Here is an 18569-nt window from a genome sequence, read left to right as displayed (position 1 = left end):
CCCCAAATTAGTGGCTATAGCGCTTCGCCATCTCGGCGAGCGGCAGGGGTTTGATGCCGGAGGCATGTCCGGCGGCGCCGAACTGCTCGTATCGGTCGCTACAGACCGCTGCCATCGCCTCGATGCCTGGGGCGAGGTATTTGCGGGGATCGAACTCGCCAGGATGAAGGGCAAAGACGTGGCGGATCGCTCCCGTAAACGCCAATCTGAGGTCCGTGTCGACATTCACCTTCCGAACGCCGTGTCGGATGCCTTCCTGGATTTCTTCGACCGGAACGCCATAGGTTGGTTTCACGTCGCCACCATGCGCGTTGATCAGTTCCTGGAGTTCCGCCGGCACCGACGACGACCCATGCATGACGAGATGGGTATCGGGCAGACGGACGTGGATCTCCTTCAGGCGCTTGATGGAAAGGATGTCACCGTCCGGTTTGCGGGAGAATTTGTAAGCGCCGTGCGACGTGCCGATGGCGATGGCGAGAGCATCCACGTTTGTCAAGCGTACGAATTCGGCGGCCTCTTCGGGATCCGTCAGCAGCATGTCGCGGCTGAGCTCGCCGTCAAAGCCATGTCCGTCCTCCGCTTCGCCGCGGCCGCTTTCCAACGAGCCGAGATGGCCGATCTCGCCTTCGACCGACACGCCGACGAGGTGCGCCATTTCCGACACCTTGGAGGTGACGGCGACGTTGTCATCGAAGCTGAGAGGCGTGCGGCCATCTTCCGAGAGGGATCCATCCATCATCACGGAGGAGAAACCTGCAAGAATAGCCGACATACAGGTCGACGCCGAATTCCCGTGGTCCTGATGCATGCACACTGGGATGTGCGGATACATCTCGATTGCGGCGCGGATCAGATGCGACAGCGTCGCGTCGCCTGCGAAAGCACGAGCGCCGCGGCTTGCCTGCATGATCACCGGGCTGTCGGTGCGGGCCGCAGCCTTCATGATGGCAAGCATCTGTTCCATGTTGTTCACGTTGAAAGCCGGGATGGCGTAGCCATTCTCGGCGGCATGGTCGAGCAATTGACGAAGGGTGATGAGAGCCATTTAAGAGCCGATCTTCTCTTGCGAGGGATGGATTTGGTGAAGTTGCACCAGGCGTTCGATTTCGTTGCTCGACCCGAGCAAGACCGACACGCGCTGATGATGAGCCTGTGGTTGGATGCGAAGGATGTCTTCGGTTCCGGTGGATGCTGCACCGCCGGCCGCCTCGATGAGGAACGCCATGGGATTGGCTTCGTACATCAGGCGCAGCTTGCCACCGGCGCGACGATTGGATTCGTCCGCCGGATAGAGAAACACCCCTCCACGCGTGAGAATGCGATGGACGTCGGCGACCATGGAGGCCGTCCATCGCATGTTGAAGTCTTGGCCGCGTGGCCCAGCCGATCCCGCAAGGCATTCGTCGACATAGCGGCGGATCGGTTCGTCCCAAAAACGTTGACGCGAGGAGTTCACGGCAAACTCGTTCGTTTCCGGTGGCACGCGCATCTGAGCATTGGTTAGTTTGAATTGCCCATCGGATGGATCCAGCGTGAAACCGACCACGCCGAGGCCGAATGTGATCACGAAGAGCGTGGACGGCCCATAGATGGCATAGCCGGCGCAGAGATAATCCCGGCCTTTGCGCAGAACATTGGTGTCGCCGTCTGCCTGGACCTGGCTCACGGCAAAGATCGAGCCGACGGAAAGGTTCACCTCAAGGTTCGATGAGCCGTCCAATGGATCGACGTAAAGGATGAGGTCGCCAGCGGCAGGGGCTTTCAACCACGTGACTTCCTCCGCCTCCTCCGAAACATAGGCAGCGAGCGACGTCGCGTCTCCGCATGTTTCGCGAAACACCCGATCGGCCAAGACGTCGAGGAGCTTCTGATCTTCACCCTGGATATTCGTCGTCCCGGCGCTGCCAATATGGTTCTGAAAGGCTGCTTCCTTCAGATGGTCGGCAACTACGGTCGCAGACGCTGCGATGCTTTCAACCAAGCTTGCCAAGTCAGGATCGACTTTCCTCTGGAGCAGATAAGCGCCAAGTTCGGTGTCTGGTGGGATCGTCATGTTTCAACCTGTCATGTGAATCCCGAGGGATCCGATTTCTCTACTCCGCTTCAAACGCTGTTCCTGTCCCGCCATGTGCAATTCGGTTGCAACCTCAAGCCGCGCTTTGGCTGGCCGGTTGGTGCGACAGTTCCTCTGCGCTTGAGAAGCCCAATTCTCGTCCATTTCCTTCAATCTTGAACTGCTGAACCAGCCCCAGCAGGCTGTCGGCCTGGGAGGCGAGTTCGCGGCTTGCGGCCGTCGTCTCCTCGACCATCGCCGCATTGTGCTGTGTCATCTGGTCCATCTGATTGACGGTGGAGTTGACCCCCTGCAGGGCACTCGACTGGTCGTGGCTGCCACGGGCGATCGTTTCGACGTGCTGGCTGATGGTAACAATCTGGGTGCTGATCTTCGCAAGGACCGCGCCGGTTTCCTGCACCAGATGCGAGCCGGTATTGACCTCGGTCGTCGACTTGTTGATGAGGACCTTGATCTCCTTGGCTGCCTTGGCGGAGCGTTGCGCCAGTTCGCGCACCTCCTGGGCAACGACAGCGAAGCCCTTGCCAGCCTCTCCGGCACGAGCTGCCTCGACGCCGGCGTTCAGGGCAAGAAGATTGGTCTGAAAGGCGATCTCGTCGATGACACCGGTAATCTGTTCGATCTGACGGGAGGCTTCTTCGATGCGGCCCATGGCGTCGATCGCATTGTTGACGACGATCGCCGAGTCGTCGGCGCTGCGCTTGGCCTGGCGGACGATCTGGTCGGCATCCTTGGCACGCTCCGCCGACGAGCGAACCGTGACGGTAATCTCGTCGATGGCGGCGGCCGTTTCTTCGAGCGAAGCAGCCTGCTGTTCGGTACGTTTGGCAAGATCCTCAGCCGCCTCGGCCATCTGGTTGCCGTTGCCCTGGATCATTTCGACATTGTCGCGGATCTGGCGCATCGTCGCCTGCAGCCGCGTCAGCGAACCGTTGAAATCCTGTCGCAGCTGATCGAGCTCTCCGTCGAGAGGGAGAGCGATAGTCACCGTGAGGTCTCCGCCCGCAAGTTTGTGCAAGCCGGACGCAACCGCCTCGACCGCGCTGCTGATGGCAGCCGCATCGCGGGTCTTGCGCAGATCGTCTTCCTGGCGTTGTTGCCGCATCAGCGACCTCGACTGTTCCGCGTCACTTTCGACGCGGATTTTTTCGAGCGCGTTGTTACGGAATACGTCCAATGCCCTCGCCATTTCGCCGATCTCGTCGCGTTTTTCGACGCTGCCGATCTTTTCGTCGAGTTTTCCGGACGCAACCGCCTTCATCGATGCGGTCAGCGCTTCGATCGGAGACTTGATGGTTCTGAGCAGCAGGAAAGCAGCGATGCAACCAAAGAGCAGGGCAAGCACGGTCGTCACGACGGATATATGTTGCGCCTGATCCTGTGCGACGGAGGCATGATCACGCTGGACTTGAGCGAACTCGAGGATCTTGTTCCAAGAGTCGTTCATCCTGGCGCTCGCCGCCTTGAATGCCGCGTCACGAGCCTCGACTTTGACGAGGAGCTGATCGAATGCCTCCTGCGCCTGACCAATCACCGCAACGGCCTTATCGGACAATTCCTGGATGGGACCGTTGGCCGCGTGCTGTTCCTTCACCTTACTGAGATAGAAGCCCAGCCCTTTGAGGCGACCTTTTACCTTCTTGAGGGTGTCTTCATTCATTCCACCTAGAAAATCGGAGGAGGCGATCCGAAGTTCATAGTTCATGGAGTTGATCTTGTTCAGCGTTTCCGCCGTCGCCGCTTGTGCTGCCGCTTGGTCAGCGGGGATGTTCAAATAGGTTTGCAGTTTGGACTGCACATCCGACAAGGTTGAGAGATCGCTGGAAATCCCCTCCCGAAGTTTCCTTTCGTCGCTGTGCATTTCCCAGAGGCCGTCGATTGTCTTTGAGACCTCTTCAGCAATCGTCCCTGCGGCAAGCAGGCTCTGTCGTTCATCCTGTTCTTGAGCGAAGGACAAGCTCGTCGATATCTTGGCGCTCTGGTCGGCGAGCAGCGCCTTCAGCGCATCGCGCTTTGCTTCCGTCGCCTCGAGCAGGAAGGAGTTCATCCCGTCCTGAGCCTGCTTGATCGCCGACAGCGTGACCATCCCGCTCGAGCTGCTGGCAAGCTGGGTATTCAGCATGTTGCCGGAAAGATAGTTGACGAGGCTCAAGCCCGCGATGCCGACAAGTATCGGCGTCAGCAGGCAGAAGATTTTGGTCCGGATCGGTCCGCGCAATAGCAGGAAGTCAAAATGAATGCTCATGATTCTCCACCCAAGATAACGAGGTCCAATAATAATTATTCTGAGTGAATGAATATCCGGTAAAATCGATCTTGAATTAGTAATGTTTCATGAATATTCCGTCGCGGCCGTCTCTAGGATTTCCAGAATCCGGGCGGTTACGTCCTGAGGAGCGGCAAGACCGTCGACCTGAAAGTACGGCCACCGACCCTTGTAGAATTCACTGACCGAAAGGGTCTCTGCCCGATACGCCTGGAGGCGCAGTTCCAACGTCGCGGCATTGTCATCGGCGCGTCGCGCGCCGGCGGACTCCGTCGCTCTTCGGCAGATACGGTCGTAGAGTTCTTCCTCCGGGACGACGAGCTCGATGACGGCCGTCAAGGAATGCTCACCGAGCGACTGATCCAACGCGGCAGCCTGCGAGATCGTGCGCGGAAACCCATCGAGCACGAATCCGCACTCTGCTTCCGGACTGGCAATCCTGTTTGCAACGATCGCCGAGACGGTGTCATCGGAAACGAGCCCGCCAGCTGCCATCGTCGCCGCGACCGCCGAACCGAGAGGCGTTCCCGCCTCTACCTCGGCCCGGAGGATGTCGCCCATCGACAGATGCGGGATGCCGAGCTTTTCGCAGATGCGCTTGGCTTGCGTCCCTTTGCCGGAGCCGGGCGGGCCCATTAGTATCAATCTCATGGGGTAAGTCCTTTCCTTCGGTCTCACGCTGCCTCGGCCCTGTTCTGCCGGTTGGCGATCAGATCATCGACGACAGCCGGATCGGCAAGCGTCGAAGTGTCGCCCAGCGAGCCGAAATCGTCCTCGGCGATCTTGCGCAGGATGCGGCGCATGATCTTTCCTGAGCGAGTCTTCGGCAGGCCCGGCGCGAACTGGATCTTGTCCGGCGAAGCAATCGGGCCGATTTCCGCTCGGACGTGCTTGACCAGCTGCTGGCGCAACTCTTCGGACCCTTGGCCGCTCGCCATCAGCGTGACATAGCAATAGATGCCTTGACCCTTAATACTGTGCGGATAGCCGACGACGGCTGCCTCAGAGACGAGGTGATGCGAAACCAGGGCGGACTCGACTTCCGCCGTGCCGAGCCGGTGACCCGAGACGTTGAGAACGTCGTCAACGCGGCCGGTGATCCAGTAGTAGCCGTCGGCATCACGGCGACAGCCGTCGCCAGTGAAATACTTGCCCTCGTAAGTGGAGAAATAGGTCTGGATGAAGCGCTCGTGGTCGCCATAGACCGAACGTGCCTGACCCGGCCAGCTGTCGGCGATGCAGAGATTGCCGTCGGCGGCACCTTCGATAAGCTTGCCTTCCGCATCCAGGAGCTCCGGCTTGATGCCGAAGAAGGGGCGGGTGGCGGAGCCGGGCTTGAGGTCGGTCGCGCCCGGCAGCGGCGTGATCATGATGCCGCCGGTTTCCGTCTGCCACCAGGTGTCGACGATCGGGCAGCGCCCGGCGCCGACCGTATGATAGTACCATTCCCAGGCTTCGGGGTTGATGGGCTCGCCGACCGAGCCGAGGAGACGCAGGCTCGAGCGGCTGGAGCGCTTGACGAAATCATCGCCGGCGCCCATCAGCGAGCGGATCGCGGTCGGCGCCGTATAGAAGATATTGACCTTGTGCTTGTCGATGACGTCCCAGAAGCGGCCGGCATCGGGGAAGGTCGGGATCCCCTCGAACATCAGCGTTGTGGCGCAATTCGCCAGCGGCCCGTAGACGATATAGGAGTGGCCGGTGACCCAACCCACATCGGCCGTGCACCAGTAGATGTCACCGTCCTGGTAGTCGAACACATATTCGTGCGTCATCGAGGCGTAGACGAGATAGCCACCGGTCGTATGCAACACACCCTTCGGTTTGCCTGTAGAGCCCGAAGTATAGAGGATGAAAAGTGGATCTTCCGCACTCATCGGCTCGGGCGGGCAGTCGGCCGAAACAGTGATTGATTCCTCGTGATGCCAGAGGTCGCGGCCTGGCGCCCAGCCCACCGCGCTGCCTGTACGGCGGATCACCAGGACGTTCTTGACCATGACATGACCGCGCGCAGCGATGTCGATCGCCTTGTCGACATTGGCCTTCAGCGGAACCGGCTTGCCGCCGCGTATGCCCTCGTCGCAAGTGATCACGAAGATCGATTCACAGTCGACGATGCGGCCGCCCAACGCCTCGGGCGAAAAGCCGCCGAAGACCACGGAATGGATCGCGCCGATACGGGCGCAGGCGAGCATCGCATAGGCCGCTTCCGGCACCATCGGCATGTAGATGGTGACGCGGTCGCCCTTCTGGACACCATGCTTCTTCAACACATTGGCGAAGCGGCAGACTTGCTCGAAAAGTTCGTTATAGGTGATCCTCTTGTCGACAGAGGGATCATCGCCTTCCCAGATGATAGCGACCTGATCGCCCCTCGTCTCCAGGTGCCGATCAATGCAGTTGTAGGCGACATTGGTCTCACCGTCTTCGAACCATTTGATCGAGACGTCGCCAGTAAACGAGGTCTCCTTTACGCTGGTGTAGGGCTTGAACCAATCGATACGTTTGCCGTGCTTGCCCCAGAACTGCTCCGGGCCGGCAACACTCTCCTCGTACCATTCCTGGTACTCGGTCTTGCCGATCAGCGCATGGCGCTGCACCGGCTTGGTAACCGGATAAATCTTCTCCGACATTAAAACTCCTCAAACGTCAGGCGGCGGCCCAGCATGATCGATGCTATGGCCCACCAAAAAATCTCACTGCGCGGCGACCTGCCGCTGGATGACTTCAGAGATTAAATGGTCAAGAAGGGACACTTCGCTGTGGCTGAGATGCAGCCCCTTCTTCGAGCGTCTCCAGAGAATGTCATTCGTTGTGCGTGCCCATTCGTGCTCCATCAGGTAGAGCACTTCGGCTTCGTAGAGGTCCGACCCGAAATGCCGGCCGAGATCCTCGATCTTCCTGGCAGTGCCGAGAAGAACGGGTGCTTTTGTGCCATAGCGGCGGACAAGCCGGCGCGCATGTGAAGCCGCGAGGAACGGATAGGCGCTATGAAGCTTGGTCACCTCGGCCTCGTAGCCTTGGACCGGAAAGTCGCCGCCCGGCAGATGGCTCTTTGCCGTCCACGGGGCACCCTTCACGCCGATCGCCTCGCCGATCTTCTCCAGCGCATGTTCGGCCAGACGCCGGTAGGTGGTGAGCTTGCCGCCGAAGACATTGAGAAGCGGCGCCGTCCTGCCGTCCTTGCCGTCAGCCCCCTCGAGCTTAAGCACATAGTCGCGCGTCGCCTCTTGCGCTTTCGAAGCGCCGTCGTTGAATAGCGGCCGTATCCCTGAATAAGTCCAAACGATATCCTCTTGCCTGACCGGCTCCTTGAAGTATTCGGTCGCCGCCTTGCAGAGATAGTCCGTCTCGTCCTGCGAGATCCTGACATCCTTCGGATCGCCGGAATAGTCGCGGTCGGTGGTGCCGATCAGCGTGAACTCGTCCTCATAGGGAATGGCGAAAATGATGCGGTTGTCGGGGTTCTGGAAGAAGTAGGCCCGCGGCCCCTCGAACTTCTTCTTCACGACGATATGGCTGCCCTGGACGAGGCGCACATTGCGGGCCTCGTTCTTGCCGAAGGCTCCCCGGATGACATGGTCTACCCAGGGACCGGCCGCGTTGACGAGCATGCGCGCGCGGTGAACCGTCGCGATCTCGGAGACCGTATCCACCGTCTCGATGGTCCAGAGCCCGTTCTCGCGCCGCGCCGAGACCACTTTGGTGCGCGGCATGACCAGCGCGCCCTTGTCGCTGGCATCACGGGCGTTCAAGACCACAAGCCGGGCATCGTCGACCCAGCCGTCGGAATATTCGAAGGCCTTGGTGAAGAGCGCCTTCAACGGCTTCGCCGCCTCGTCGCGGCGCATGTCGAGAACCGCAGTCGGGGGCAGCAGCTTGCGGCCGCCGAGATGGTCATAAAGGAACAGTCCAAGCCGGATCAGCCAGGCCGGACGGATGCCGCCCTTTTGGTAGGGCAGCACGAAGCGCATCGGCCAGATGATGTGCGGCGCCATCGCCCAGAGCACCTCGCGCTCCATCAGCGATTCACGCACCAGTCGGAACTCGTAGTGTTCGAGATAGCGCAAGCCGCCATGGATGAGCTTGGTGGCGCCTGAAGAGGTGCCGGAAGCGAAGTCGTTCATCTCCGCCAACGCCACCGAATAGCCTCGACCAACCGCATCACGCGCGATCCCGCAGCCGTTGATACCGCCGCCGATTACGAACAGGTCGTGGATTTTGTCTTCCATATCGATCTCCCGTGACGTCACGCCGTTGCCGCATAGGAAAGCGTGCTTGCAACGGCAGCACGCCATTTCCGGTAGCGTCGTGCCCGCTCGTCAATGTTGAGGTTTGGGGTGAACCGGCTCTTGGCCTGCCAGTTCGCTGCAAAGCCTGTCAGATCTGGCCAAACGCCCGCGCGCGAGCCCGCGAGTGCTGCAACTCCGTAGGCAGTGGCTTCTTGAGTTGGGGATCGCTCAATGACGCTTCCGAGGCAATCGGCCAATGCCTGCATGGCCCAATCGCTGCCGGATAACCCACCATCGACGCGAAGGGTCGCACCTCGGACGTCCATCGGATAGTCGGACGCCATAGCCTCGAGGAGATCGCGCGTTTGATAGCAGACGGATTCCAGGGTCGCCCGCGAAAGCTCGGCTACTCCTGTCCCTCTCGTCAGGCCAAAAATTGCTCCCCGGGCTTGCGAATTCCAATGCGGCGCACCGAGCCCGGTGAACGCTGGAACGAGATAGACGTCTTCCTGTTCGTCAGCAAGATGCGCGAGGCGGCCTGTTTCGTCCGCTTCCTTGATGAGTTTCAAGGAGTCTCTGAGCCATTGAACCGCAGCGCCCGCCATGAAGATCGACCCCTCAAGCGCGTAGGTCGTTTTGCCATCGAGACGGTACGCGATGGTCGAAAGCAGGCGGTTGGTTGATTGGACGATCTTGTCGCCGGTATTCAGGACCACGAAGCAACCCGTTCCATAGGTCGACTTTAGCATCCCGGGTTTGAGGCAGGCCTGGCCGATCAAGGCTGCCTGCTGGTCGCCCGCAAGCGCCCGGATCGGAATTTGAGCGCCGAAGTGGCCGGCAATCGTCTGGCCGAAATCGTCAGCACAATCCTTCACCTCGGGCAGGAGAGCCCGCGGGACTCTGAACGCGCCCAGCAATTCGTCATCCCAGCGGTTCTCGCGAATGTCGAACAACGACGTTCGCGACGCATTGGTTGCGTCCGTCGCGTGCACAGCGCCGCCGGTGAGCATCCAGGTCAGATAGGTGTCGATCGTGCCGCAGAGCAACTGACCGGCCTCGGCCGCCCGTCGCGCGCCCTCGACATTGTCGAGGATCCAGGCGATCTTCGTGGCGGAAAAATATGGATCCAGCAAAAGGCCGGTTTTTTCCTGTATCAGCGGACCAAACCCGTCTGCGCGAAGAACCTCGCATGCGCCGTAGGTCCGTCGGTCTTGCCAGACGATCGCCGGATGAATTGGCTTGCCGGTCAACCGCTCCCAAACAAGGCATGTTTCGCGTTGGTTTGTGATGCCGATTGCCGCAACGTCCCGCGCTTCGATGCCTGCCCGCTTTAGAGCATTGCGGGAGGTCTCAAGCACAGACTCCCAGATTTCGGTGGCGTTGTGTTCGACCCAGCCGGACTTCGGAAACGACTGCGATATCTCTTTTTGATCGATCGCGATCGGCTGGGCATCGGGGCCGTAAACGATGGCACGGGAGGACGTTGTCCCCTGGTCGATCGCCAGAACATAGCCGGTCATGGAAGCCTCAAATCTTGTTGATGGAAGGGGACCGCCAGCGTCCTGGGAGGGAGACGCTGGCGGCCGGCGGCGGAAGACTGCTAAGCTGCAGCGTTCTTCGCCTCTTGTGAGAAAATCGCTTCGACCTTCGCCGCGATTGCCCGGCCGAGCGTGATGTTCGTCTCGGCAGAGAAATGGATCCCGTCGCAGCCATCGGTCTTGACGAACTCGCCAGCGTCGAGGAAGTCGATCTTCAAGAAATTGGCGAGCGCCTTGTACTGCTTTGCGAGCTCGAGGGACTTTTCGTAACCGCCACCAAACATGCCTTCAAACCATGGGTCAGGCATGGGAGCGAGCGGCGGCGGCGAAACGATCAGGAGCTTCGGCGCAGGGTAGGGCGTGCCGATACCGCCGGTACAGGTGAGAACCTGTCCTGCAAGCTTGCCCATGCCGTTGGCGATCTCGTAGGGCGTGCGGCGGAAGTAGGACTTGGTATCGTTGGTGCCGAGCAAAATGATCACAAGATCGAGCGGCAGGTGGCTGGCCAGCGCCATCGGCAGATAGGCGCTTCCGTTCAGCCGGGGATCGTTGGGGTCCTCGACGCTCGTCGTGCGGGCACTTAAGCCCTCCTCGATGATCGCATAGCCGTCACCCAGCGCCGCTGCCATGGCGCCGGTCCAGCGCTGCTCAAAGGGGTATCTGAGGGTAGGGGACGATTCCGGCACCGGAATCCATCCCCATGTGAGTGAATCCCCAAAACACAGTATTGAGCGGCTCTCTGCCATATCGTTATTCCTCCGATAACTACGAGTTGCGTGCCTTGAGGCCGTAGAAAATGGCCGCAAGCAGGATGATGAGACCTTGCGCGATGAGCTTCCCGGAGTCGCTGACGCCGAAGGACGTCATCACGACAAAGAGGAGCGCGAAAGAAAGGACACCGAAGAACGGCCCCCAGACGCCACCTTCCCCCCGGCCGAACACCACGCCGCCGAGAATGGTCGCCGCAACGGACAGGATCGGAAGATCCAGGCCGACACGAACGCTTCCGACCGCAATCGACGCCGTTTGAACGAGGGCGGCGATGCCGGCGATAAGGCCTGCGAGTGTGTGCGCCACGACAACCGTGCGTTCGACGGGAACGCCCGAGAAGTGCGCGGCTTCCGCATTGGCACCCACGGAGGTGACGTAGCGCCCGAACACCGTTCTCGACAGAAGCAGGGACAACAGCGCCGTCAGCACGACCCAGAACAGAACCGGGAGCGGCAGGGGACCAAGTTTCACATTGTAGATGGTGTTGAAGTAGGTCGGCACGTTCCCCGGCGGCTTGCCGCTGGACAGGAACTGGACGGCACCCACAAGGATGATGCTCACGGCAAGGGTCACAATGACCGCCGAGACACGCCGCTTGCCGACCATGAAGCCGTTGAACAGGCCAATTGCGGTGCCGGTGAAGAGCGCCAGCAGGACGAAACCTGTCGCCGACATTCCAGGAAGAAGGTTCGACGAAATGAAATAGTTGACGAGCAGGATGATGCCGCCGCCTGCAAGGTCAATGCTCTTGACGCGCATGACGAGCAGCTGTCCGAGGACGAGAACGCCGAGAGGGGCGACCTGGCGAATGAAGATCCCCATGACATTTGCATTGAGCATCTGCGGGCGCGAGACGAATAGAACGAGCAGAAGCAATGCAAAAACGTAATACGAAGGCGCGACCCTGAGCATTCGCTGAATTGCGGGATTGTTCGCGAAGCCTAACATTTTAGAGCCCCATCTTCTTGCGTGTCTGGAAACCGACGACAAGCAGCAGGATGCCGCCCTTGATCGCCGTCTGAATGAACGGCGAAACGTTGACCAGATTCATGCCGTTGGAGAGGAGCGCTAGCACCAGGGCTCCGATAATCGTTCCCTGCAGGCTGCCGACGCCGCCGGAGAGTTGCGTGCCGCCAATGGCGACGGCAGTGATCGCATCGAGCTCGAAGAGAAGACCGACATTCGGATCGCCGGACACGATGCGGCCGGCCAGGAACACGCCGGCAAGAGCCGCAAAACACGAGCAGGCGACATAGGCCAGGATGACATTGCGCTTGTCGGCCACACCGAAGTTACGTGTGGCGTCTTCCATGCCGCTGGAAATGCCTCCGCCGATCGCGAAGAGATGAAGTCCGAACCGTGAGCCGTAGAGCAATTTCCAGGCGACCAGGGCAACGCAAATGCCCCAGAATATCGGCATGGGGATGCCGAGGAACGACCCCGAGACCGAGCTGATGACGACATCCGGAATGGTCCCGCCGGAGACGGGACGCAAGATGCGCGCAGCTCCGAGCACGATATATTGCATCGCCAGCGTCGCGATGATCGGATGGACGTTGAGACGGGTGATCACAATGCCGTTGGTCAGGCCGAGCAAGGCCGCCAGCAGGAAGACTGCCGGTATCGTAATGTAGCCCGGGGCGTCCAACGCCAGTATGGCTGTCGTGAAGCTGATCAGCGATCCGACGGAAAGGTCGAGGCCGCCGACGAGGATGACGAACAGCTGGCCGACCGCCGTGATGATCAGCGGCATTGCCTGGGCGATCAGGTTGAACAGGTTTTCACTGTTGAGGAACTGGTCTGTCTGAACGATCAGCGCAATACTGAGGACGATGGTGATCAGCAAGGGAACGATCCAGAGACCTTGGCGATTCTGGCTTCCCGAAAATAGTCTTGAAAGAGTCTTGGTCATCGGATTGGTTCTCTAATTTGGCGCTTACGCGCTCAGGGCGGCGTCGAGGATGTCGTGCTCTGTGGCCCTGGCGGCGGGCATCTCTGCAACGACCGTGTCGCCATGGACGACATAGATGCGATCGCAAAGGCCGATCAGTTCGACAGTTTCCCTCGACAGGACCAGCACGGCCCCGCCGTTCTGCGTGAAGTCGCGAAGCAGCTTGTAAATTTCCGATTTGGCTCCGATATCGACGCCGCGCGTCGGCTCCTCAATGAGGAGGATATCGAGATTGGCGGCGATATAGCGGCCGAGCAGAACTTTCTGCTGATTGCCGCCGGAGAGGGCGCCAACGGGCGCAGACACGTTGATCGTCCGCACGTTGAGCCGCTTGATCGTCTCCGCAACGACCTTCCGATAATTCTTCGCGGCGGAAAAACCCATCCTTGCCGAATGCAGGGCAATCTCGATATTGTGCGCAATCGGAAGGTTCAGAAACAGACCCTCTTCCTTGCGATCTTCAGGAACGAAACCCACCCCCATCTGCTGCAGCTTGCGGATACCGTTCTCATTTGGCACCGGCAACGCAAGTGACTTTCCCTGGAATGTGACGGTTCCGGAGAACGGCTGGAACTGGCCGACGAGCGAGCGCATGAGCTTCTGCTGCCCTTGTCCTTCCAGCCCCGCCAGAGCGACAATCTCACCCTTGGAAACATGCAGCGAAAATGGCTTCGTCGCCGCACCGATCTTGAAGTGCTTTATGTCGAGCATCGGTTCGCCGGCTGCCGATGGGTTTCTTGCCGGGAAAAGATCTTTCAATTCCCGACCGACCATCATCGCGATGAGCGATGTCGGCGTCATTTCGGAAAGGGGGCGCGTGCCCACCAGCTTGCCGTCTTTCAGGACCGTGACCGTGTCGCAGATCTGGAAGATTTCATCCATCCGGTGCGAGATATAGACGATCGCCTTGCCCGCATCGCGCAGTCGCCGGATATGCTTGTTCATGATCTCGACATCGGCGGCATTGAGAGCAGCCGTCGGCTCATCGAGAATGAAAATCGAGGCATCGGCCTTGATGCCATGGGCGATCTCGACGAACTGCCGTTCGGCGATGCTGAGATTCGAAACAAGGGTCCGCGGATCGAGGTCGAGCGAAAGCTCCTTTAGCGCTTTGCTGGTTTCGGCATTCATGCGCCTGTAGTCGACAGTGCCGAAGCGCGTGACCGGCTCACGCCCGAGAAACATGTTTTCGGCGATCGTGAGGTTCGACAGGAGCGTCATTTCCTGGAAGACGGTCGATATGCCGAAATCAAGTGCCTCTTTCGGATTGACGAAGGAGATCTTGTGGCCGTTCTTGAAGATATCGCCACTGTCTGGCCGATGAACACCCGCAAGGATCTTCATGAGGGTCGATTTACCGGCGCCATTCTCGCCCATCAGGGCATGCACCGAACCCGGCAAGAGCTCCAGCGACACCCTGTCAAGTGCCAGACTTCCGCCAAACGATTTTGAAATGTTCGACATTTCCACAAGGTTGGCCATTGCTTCCTCCCAAATCACGCAATTCCGTTCCGGTGGCCATCCGCCGGTTCCGGAACGAAACCGGCGGACGCGCCGCGGGAGAATGATTACTTGCTATAATACTTCTTCAGATCGTCTTCGGAGAGCTGAGACGGCCACCAGACGTTCGCGGAGAGATCGTCGCGGTAATACTTCTTGACCTTCTCGAGATCCCAGCCCGGAGGATTGTAGTCGTAGTGCTTGTAGAGCTGCTTGCCCTCAAGCAGAGCAATCGCGGCGTGCACGCCCTCGGCACCCTGGGCCGGCGAATATTCTGCAGAGATCGACTCGAAGCCGTCGTTGATCCACTGGCCGAAGAACCCGTTGTTGCCTTCGCCCGAGATCGGCGGGATCTTGGCGCCGAACTGCTTGAAGACGTCGACGCAGGCGCGCGTCATGTCGGCGCCCGACGACCAGATGCCGTTCACATCAGGGTTGTTCAGGTAGAGGGTCTCGCAGACGCTCTTGCCCTTGTCATACTGCCAATCGCCATGCTCTTCGGCGACGATCTTGACGTTCGTGCCCTTCAGCGCTTCCAGAAGACCATTGTAGCGGTTGGTGTCTTCCGGATGGCCGGCGAGACCGCGCAGCACCCAGATCTTGCCGTCGTTTCCGACCGTCTTGACGAGCCAGTCGCCCATCACCTTGCCGAAGTGCTCGGCGCCGCCCTGGATTTCTGTCGTGTAATCGTCCGTCTCTACGCGGCCGGTATGGACGATGACCGGAATGCCAGCAGCAATCGCCTTCTTCATCGATGCGTTGGCGGAGGTGGAAGTGACCGGCTGGACGATGATCGCGTCGACCTTCTGCGCGATCAGATCTTCGATGTCGGCAACCTGCTTCTTCTGGTCAAAGCCGGCGTCGAGCAGGATGAACTTCTTGATGCACTTGTTGGCAGCAGCAGCAGCCTCGGACTCGTGAGCGACCTGGACCGTCCAGGTATTGGCGTTGACGCCAAAGTCGCTCATGCCGATGACCCAGCCGCAATCCTTCTTGTACTTGCCAGCTTCGGTCTGCGGGTTGTCGCCAGCTCGCGGCGTGATGCCGTCCATGAACTTGACGTCATCAGCCCAAAGCGGGCCCGCGGTGGATGCCACCACAAGCGTCGCCCCGAGAATAGATTTCAGATAGCCGTTCACTGAGAATTCCTCCCTTGCACAAACACCGTCGTCCTCATCGACGTCGGATCTCCATTGACACGGAGACGCACTTATCCAGGCCGCTGAAGCGGCTTTAGTCGCGGGCCAACGCCATTGGATGACTGGGGTTGGCTATGTTCAGTTCCTGGAAATCTTGCTCTCCCATTCATAGAAATGCCACACCTCTAAAACGCTGTCAATAATTATTCAGATTGAATGAATATCAATAAACTTGCGCCATAGATCGACAAAGGCCATAATCCCCAGAGAATGTTCATGCGTCTTTATGATTTGCCATAAAGGTGGGGAGGAAATGCGGTCAGTCTTATGTTACGGCGACTCGAATACGCATGGCCAAATTCCGGGGGGTTCGCCGCTCGACCGATACGGGCCAAACGAACGCTGGCCTGGAGTTTTGAGACGGGAGCTTGGAAGCGCGTGGTACGTCATCGAGGAAGGCTTGAGTGGCCGCACAACGGTTCGCGACGATCCGATCGAAGGAACGATGAAGAACGGCCGATCCTACCTGCGTCCGTGCCTCATGAGCCACGCGATCCTCGACCTTGTCATCATCATGCTCGGGACGAACGACCTGAAGGCGCGCTTCGGCCAACCACCCTCGGAAGTGGCGATGGGTATTGGCTGCCTGGTCTACGATATCAGGGAACTGGCGCCCGGCCCGGGCGGCAAGCCCCCCGAAATCATGGTGGTTGCTCCGCCCCCAATGCTGGACGATATCAAGGAATGGGAACCCATATTTTCCGGCGCCCAGGAGAAATCCCGGCGTCTCGCCCTTGAGTTTGAAATTATTGCCGATTCGCTCGAAGTCCACTTCTTTGACGCCGCGACCGTCGCGTCGTGTGATCCTCGCGATGGTTTTCACATCAACCGGGAAGCGCATGAAGCCTTGGGAACAGCGCTGGCCAGGGAAGTCGAGGCGATCGGTTGGAGATGATGATATTGCCGCAACGACACGACAAATGGATGCCGGTTCATCTTTATGCCTTACTCGGCGAGGATCGCATTGATGCCTGATATGCGTTTTGCACCACCCAATCCCCTGCGTATTGCCGATCGGGCGACGGGCCTGAACGCCGTGAGCGTGCGCAGCTACAACGAACGCCTGCTGCTGTCGCTGCTCCTTCAAAACAGCGAGATAACCAGATTGGAGATCGGCGAACGGACAGGTCTCTCCGCCCAGACGATTTCGGTGCTCGTCAGATCGCTGGAACAAGAGGGGTTGGTTCAAAAAGGGGAAGCACAAAAGGGACGTGTTGGGCCGCCAACCGTTCCAGTAGCCCTCAACCCCGAGGGGGCCTTCTCGATTGGCATCAGCGTTGGCCTGAAGCGGACGGACGTCGTTCTGATCGATTTCGTTGGCGCCGTTCGCTATCATATGCAGCTTCCCAATCCGCAACCCGAGCGCGATAGCAACCAAACGATGTTCATCGACACCATCCGGCAGGCGATGAACATCGTTCCGAAGAATGCTCAAAAGCGGCTGGCCGGTATTGGCCTGGCTCTGCCGTCGAGCGCATCGGAGGGTCGTGAGGAGAAAGCCTATTTCGACTCTCTGCAAAAGGAAGTCGAGGAGCTCACCGGATACTCGGTGTTCGTGCAGAACGACATCACCGCTGCAGCCAGCGGAGAGAGCATGTTCGGCATTGCCAAGCCGTTTTCCGACTATCTCTATTTTTACATTGGCGCGAACCTCCACAGCCGGCTGGTTTTGAAGCACCAGATTCATCACGGCAATTCTGTTGTCAGTTTCGATGTGGGCGCGGCGTCACTGGAAACCATGTTGACCGCCGCGGGTGCGCCGACGGATCATCTTTGGCAACCACTTGCACCGTGGCCGGAGAACGGCCTGGTTCTCGAATGGGAAGGCAGACTCGCGGAAAAGATGCGCGGCATCGTCAGGTCGCTCACCCAATTTGTCGAGCTGGAAGCCGTTATCGTATCTTCATTTGTGCCGGCGAGTGTCTCTCGGAATGTGTGCGCCTCGCTACAGAAATTGGTTCCCGAGGTCGCGGTCATGCCAACGAGTATCTTGAGCGCACCAAAGGCAGTCGGCGCGGCAAGTCTGCCGTTCATGTCAAGGTTCATGGTCGAGAGTGGTGTCTAACTGATCGGGGCGGCCATCAGCGTCCGGGCAAATTCTCATCCAGCCGGCAACTTTGGTTGCCGGCCCCAGAACTGACTTCGACGAAGATGAGGGCGCTAAATCCATTTGGACTACCGCAAATCAGGCAGCCCTATGCAAGCCCAATTCTCGTCCATTTCCTTCAATCTTGAACTGCTGAACCAGCCCCAGCAGGCTGTCGGCCTGGGAGGCGAGTTCGCGGCTTGCGGCCGTCGTCTCCTCGACCATCGCCGCATTGTGCTGTGTCATCTGGTCCATCTGATTGACGGTGGAGTTGACCCCCTGCAGGGCACTCGACTGGTCGTGGCTGCCACGGGCGATCGTTTCGACGTGCTGGCTGATGGTAACAATCTGGGTGCTGATCTTCGCAAGGACCGCGCCGGTTTCCTGCACCAGATGCGAGCCGGTATTGACCTCGGTCGTCGACTTGTTGATGAGGACCTTGATCTCCTTGGCTGCCTTGGCGGAGCGTTGCGCCAGTTCGCGCACCTCCTGGGCAACGACAGCGAAGCCCTTGCCAGCCTCTCCGGCACGAGCTGCCTCGACGCCGGCGTTCAGGGCAAGAAGATTGGTCTGAAAGGCGATCTCGTCGATGACACCGGTAATCTGTTCGATCTGACGGGAGGCTTCTTCGATGCGGCCCATGGCGTCGATCGCATTGTTGACGACGATCGCCGAGTCGTCGGCGCTGCGCTTGGCCTGGCGGACGATCTGGTCGGCATCCTTGGCACGCTCCGCCGACGAGCGAACCGTGACGGTAATCTCGTCGATGGCGGCGGCCGTTTCTTCGAGCGAAGCAGCCTGCTGTTCGGTACGTTTGGAAAGAACCGCAGCCGACAAGCCCATCTGGTTGCCGTTGCCCTGGGTCATTTCGACATTGTCGCGGATCTGGCGCATCGTCGCCTGCAGCCGCGTCAGCGAACCGTTGAAATCCTGTCGCAGCTGATCGAGC

The 18569-nt window shown here is 59.4% G+C and carries 14 protein-coding genes and 1 pseudogene; 2 read left to right on the top strand and 13 right to left on the bottom strand.

Annotated features, from left to right (window positions below; translation table 11 throughout):
- Nucleotides 1-7 precede the first annotated feature (7 nt).
- The 12 genes and pseudogenes from fba to J5286_RS22335 form a co-directional block, all read right to left on the bottom strand.
- Nucleotides 8-1048 (bottom strand): class II fructose-bisphosphate aldolase, encoded by a 1041-nt coding sequence (gene fba, locus J5286_RS22390; RefSeq protein ID WP_174158364.1) that lies wholly within the window; start codon nt 1046-1048, stop codon nt 8-10.
- Complete coding sequence (locus tag J5286_RS22385; RefSeq protein WP_209215385.1) at nt 1049-2056, bottom strand: class 1 fructose-bisphosphatase; 1008 nt, start codon at nt 2054-2056, stop codon at nt 1049-1051. It abuts the gene before it with no gap.
- Nucleotides 2057-2150: 94 nt separating this feature from the next.
- A pseudogene (locus tag J5286_RS31760) lies at nt 2151-3527 on the bottom strand (methyl-accepting chemotaxis protein); the annotation flags it as partial.
- A gap of 882 nt (nt 3528-4409) precedes the next feature.
- A complete protein-coding gene (locus J5286_RS22375; RefSeq protein ID WP_209193608.1) occupies nt 4410-4994 on the bottom strand; it encodes an adenylate kinase in 585 nt (194 codons plus the stop codon).
- Nucleotides 4995-5017: 23 nt separating this feature from the next.
- A complete protein-coding gene (acs, locus tag J5286_RS22370; protein ID WP_209193607.1) occupies nt 5018-6976 on the bottom strand; it encodes an acetate--CoA ligase in 1959 nt (652 codons plus the stop codon).
- 63 nt (nt 6977-7039) lie between these two features.
- Nucleotides 7040-8575 carry a glycerol-3-phosphate dehydrogenase gene (glpD, locus tag J5286_RS22365; RefSeq protein WP_174158357.1) on the bottom strand — a complete coding sequence of 512 codons (1536 nt, stop codon included), beginning with the start codon at nt 8573-8575 and terminating at the stop codon, nt 7040-7042.
- 17 nt (nt 8576-8592) lie between these two features.
- Nucleotides 8593-10095, bottom strand: coding sequence for a glycerol kinase GlpK (glpK, locus tag J5286_RS22360; RefSeq protein ID WP_174158356.1), 1503 nt, complete (start codon nt 10093-10095; stop codon nt 8593-8595).
- Nucleotides 10096-10175: 80 nt separating this feature from the next.
- Nucleotides 10176-10859, bottom strand: a complete 684-nt coding sequence (locus J5286_RS22355; protein ID WP_209193606.1) for an SGNH/GDSL hydrolase family protein — start codon at nt 10857-10859, stop codon at nt 10176-10178.
- Nucleotides 10860-10878: 19 nt separating this feature from the next.
- Complete coding sequence (locus J5286_RS22350) at nt 10879-11832, bottom strand: ABC transporter permease (protein ID WP_209193605.1); 954 nt, start codon at nt 11830-11832, stop codon at nt 10879-10881.
- 1 nt (nt 11833) lies between these two features.
- Entirely contained in the window at nt 11834-12796 is a 963-nt protein-coding gene (locus tag J5286_RS22345; protein WP_209193604.1) for an ABC transporter permease, read from the bottom strand.
- A 24-nt stretch (nt 12797-12820) separates the two neighbouring features.
- Complete coding sequence (locus J5286_RS22340; protein ID WP_174158352.1) at nt 12821-14317, bottom strand: sugar ABC transporter ATP-binding protein; 1497 nt, start codon at nt 14315-14317, stop codon at nt 12821-12823.
- Nucleotides 14318-14403: 86 nt separating this feature from the next.
- Complete coding sequence (locus J5286_RS22335; protein WP_374188768.1) at nt 14404-15435, bottom strand: ABC transporter substrate-binding protein; 1032 nt, start codon at nt 15433-15435, stop codon at nt 14404-14406.
- Between the two features lie 325 nt (nt 15436-15760).
- Between J5286_RS22335 and J5286_RS22330 the strand changes: the two genes are divergently transcribed.
- Entirely contained in the window at nt 15761-16429 is a 669-nt protein-coding gene (locus J5286_RS22330; protein ID WP_309568442.1) for an SGNH/GDSL hydrolase family protein, read from the top strand.
- An 81-nt stretch (nt 16430-16510) separates the two neighbouring features.
- Nucleotides 16511-17599 carry an ROK family transcriptional regulator gene (locus J5286_RS22325; RefSeq protein ID WP_042474633.1) on the top strand — a complete coding sequence of 363 codons (1089 nt, stop codon included), beginning with the start codon at nt 16511-16513 and terminating at the stop codon, nt 17597-17599.
- Nucleotides 17600-17719: 120 nt separating this feature from the next.
- Here the strand turns inward: J5286_RS22325 and J5286_RS22320 are convergent.
- Nucleotides 17720-18569, bottom strand: an 850-nt coding sequence (locus J5286_RS22320; RefSeq protein ID WP_209215384.1) for a methyl-accepting chemotaxis protein, incomplete at its 5' end; no start/stop codon positions are given.

Source organism: Rhizobium sp. 16-488-2b, from assembly GCF_017741815.1.
In the GTDB taxonomy this organism is placed as follows: domain Bacteria; phylum Pseudomonadota; class Alphaproteobacteria; order Rhizobiales; family Rhizobiaceae; genus Rhizobium.
The sequence above is the reverse complement of the archived record's forward strand: the minus strand, read 5'-3'. Positions and strand labels throughout refer to the sequence as shown.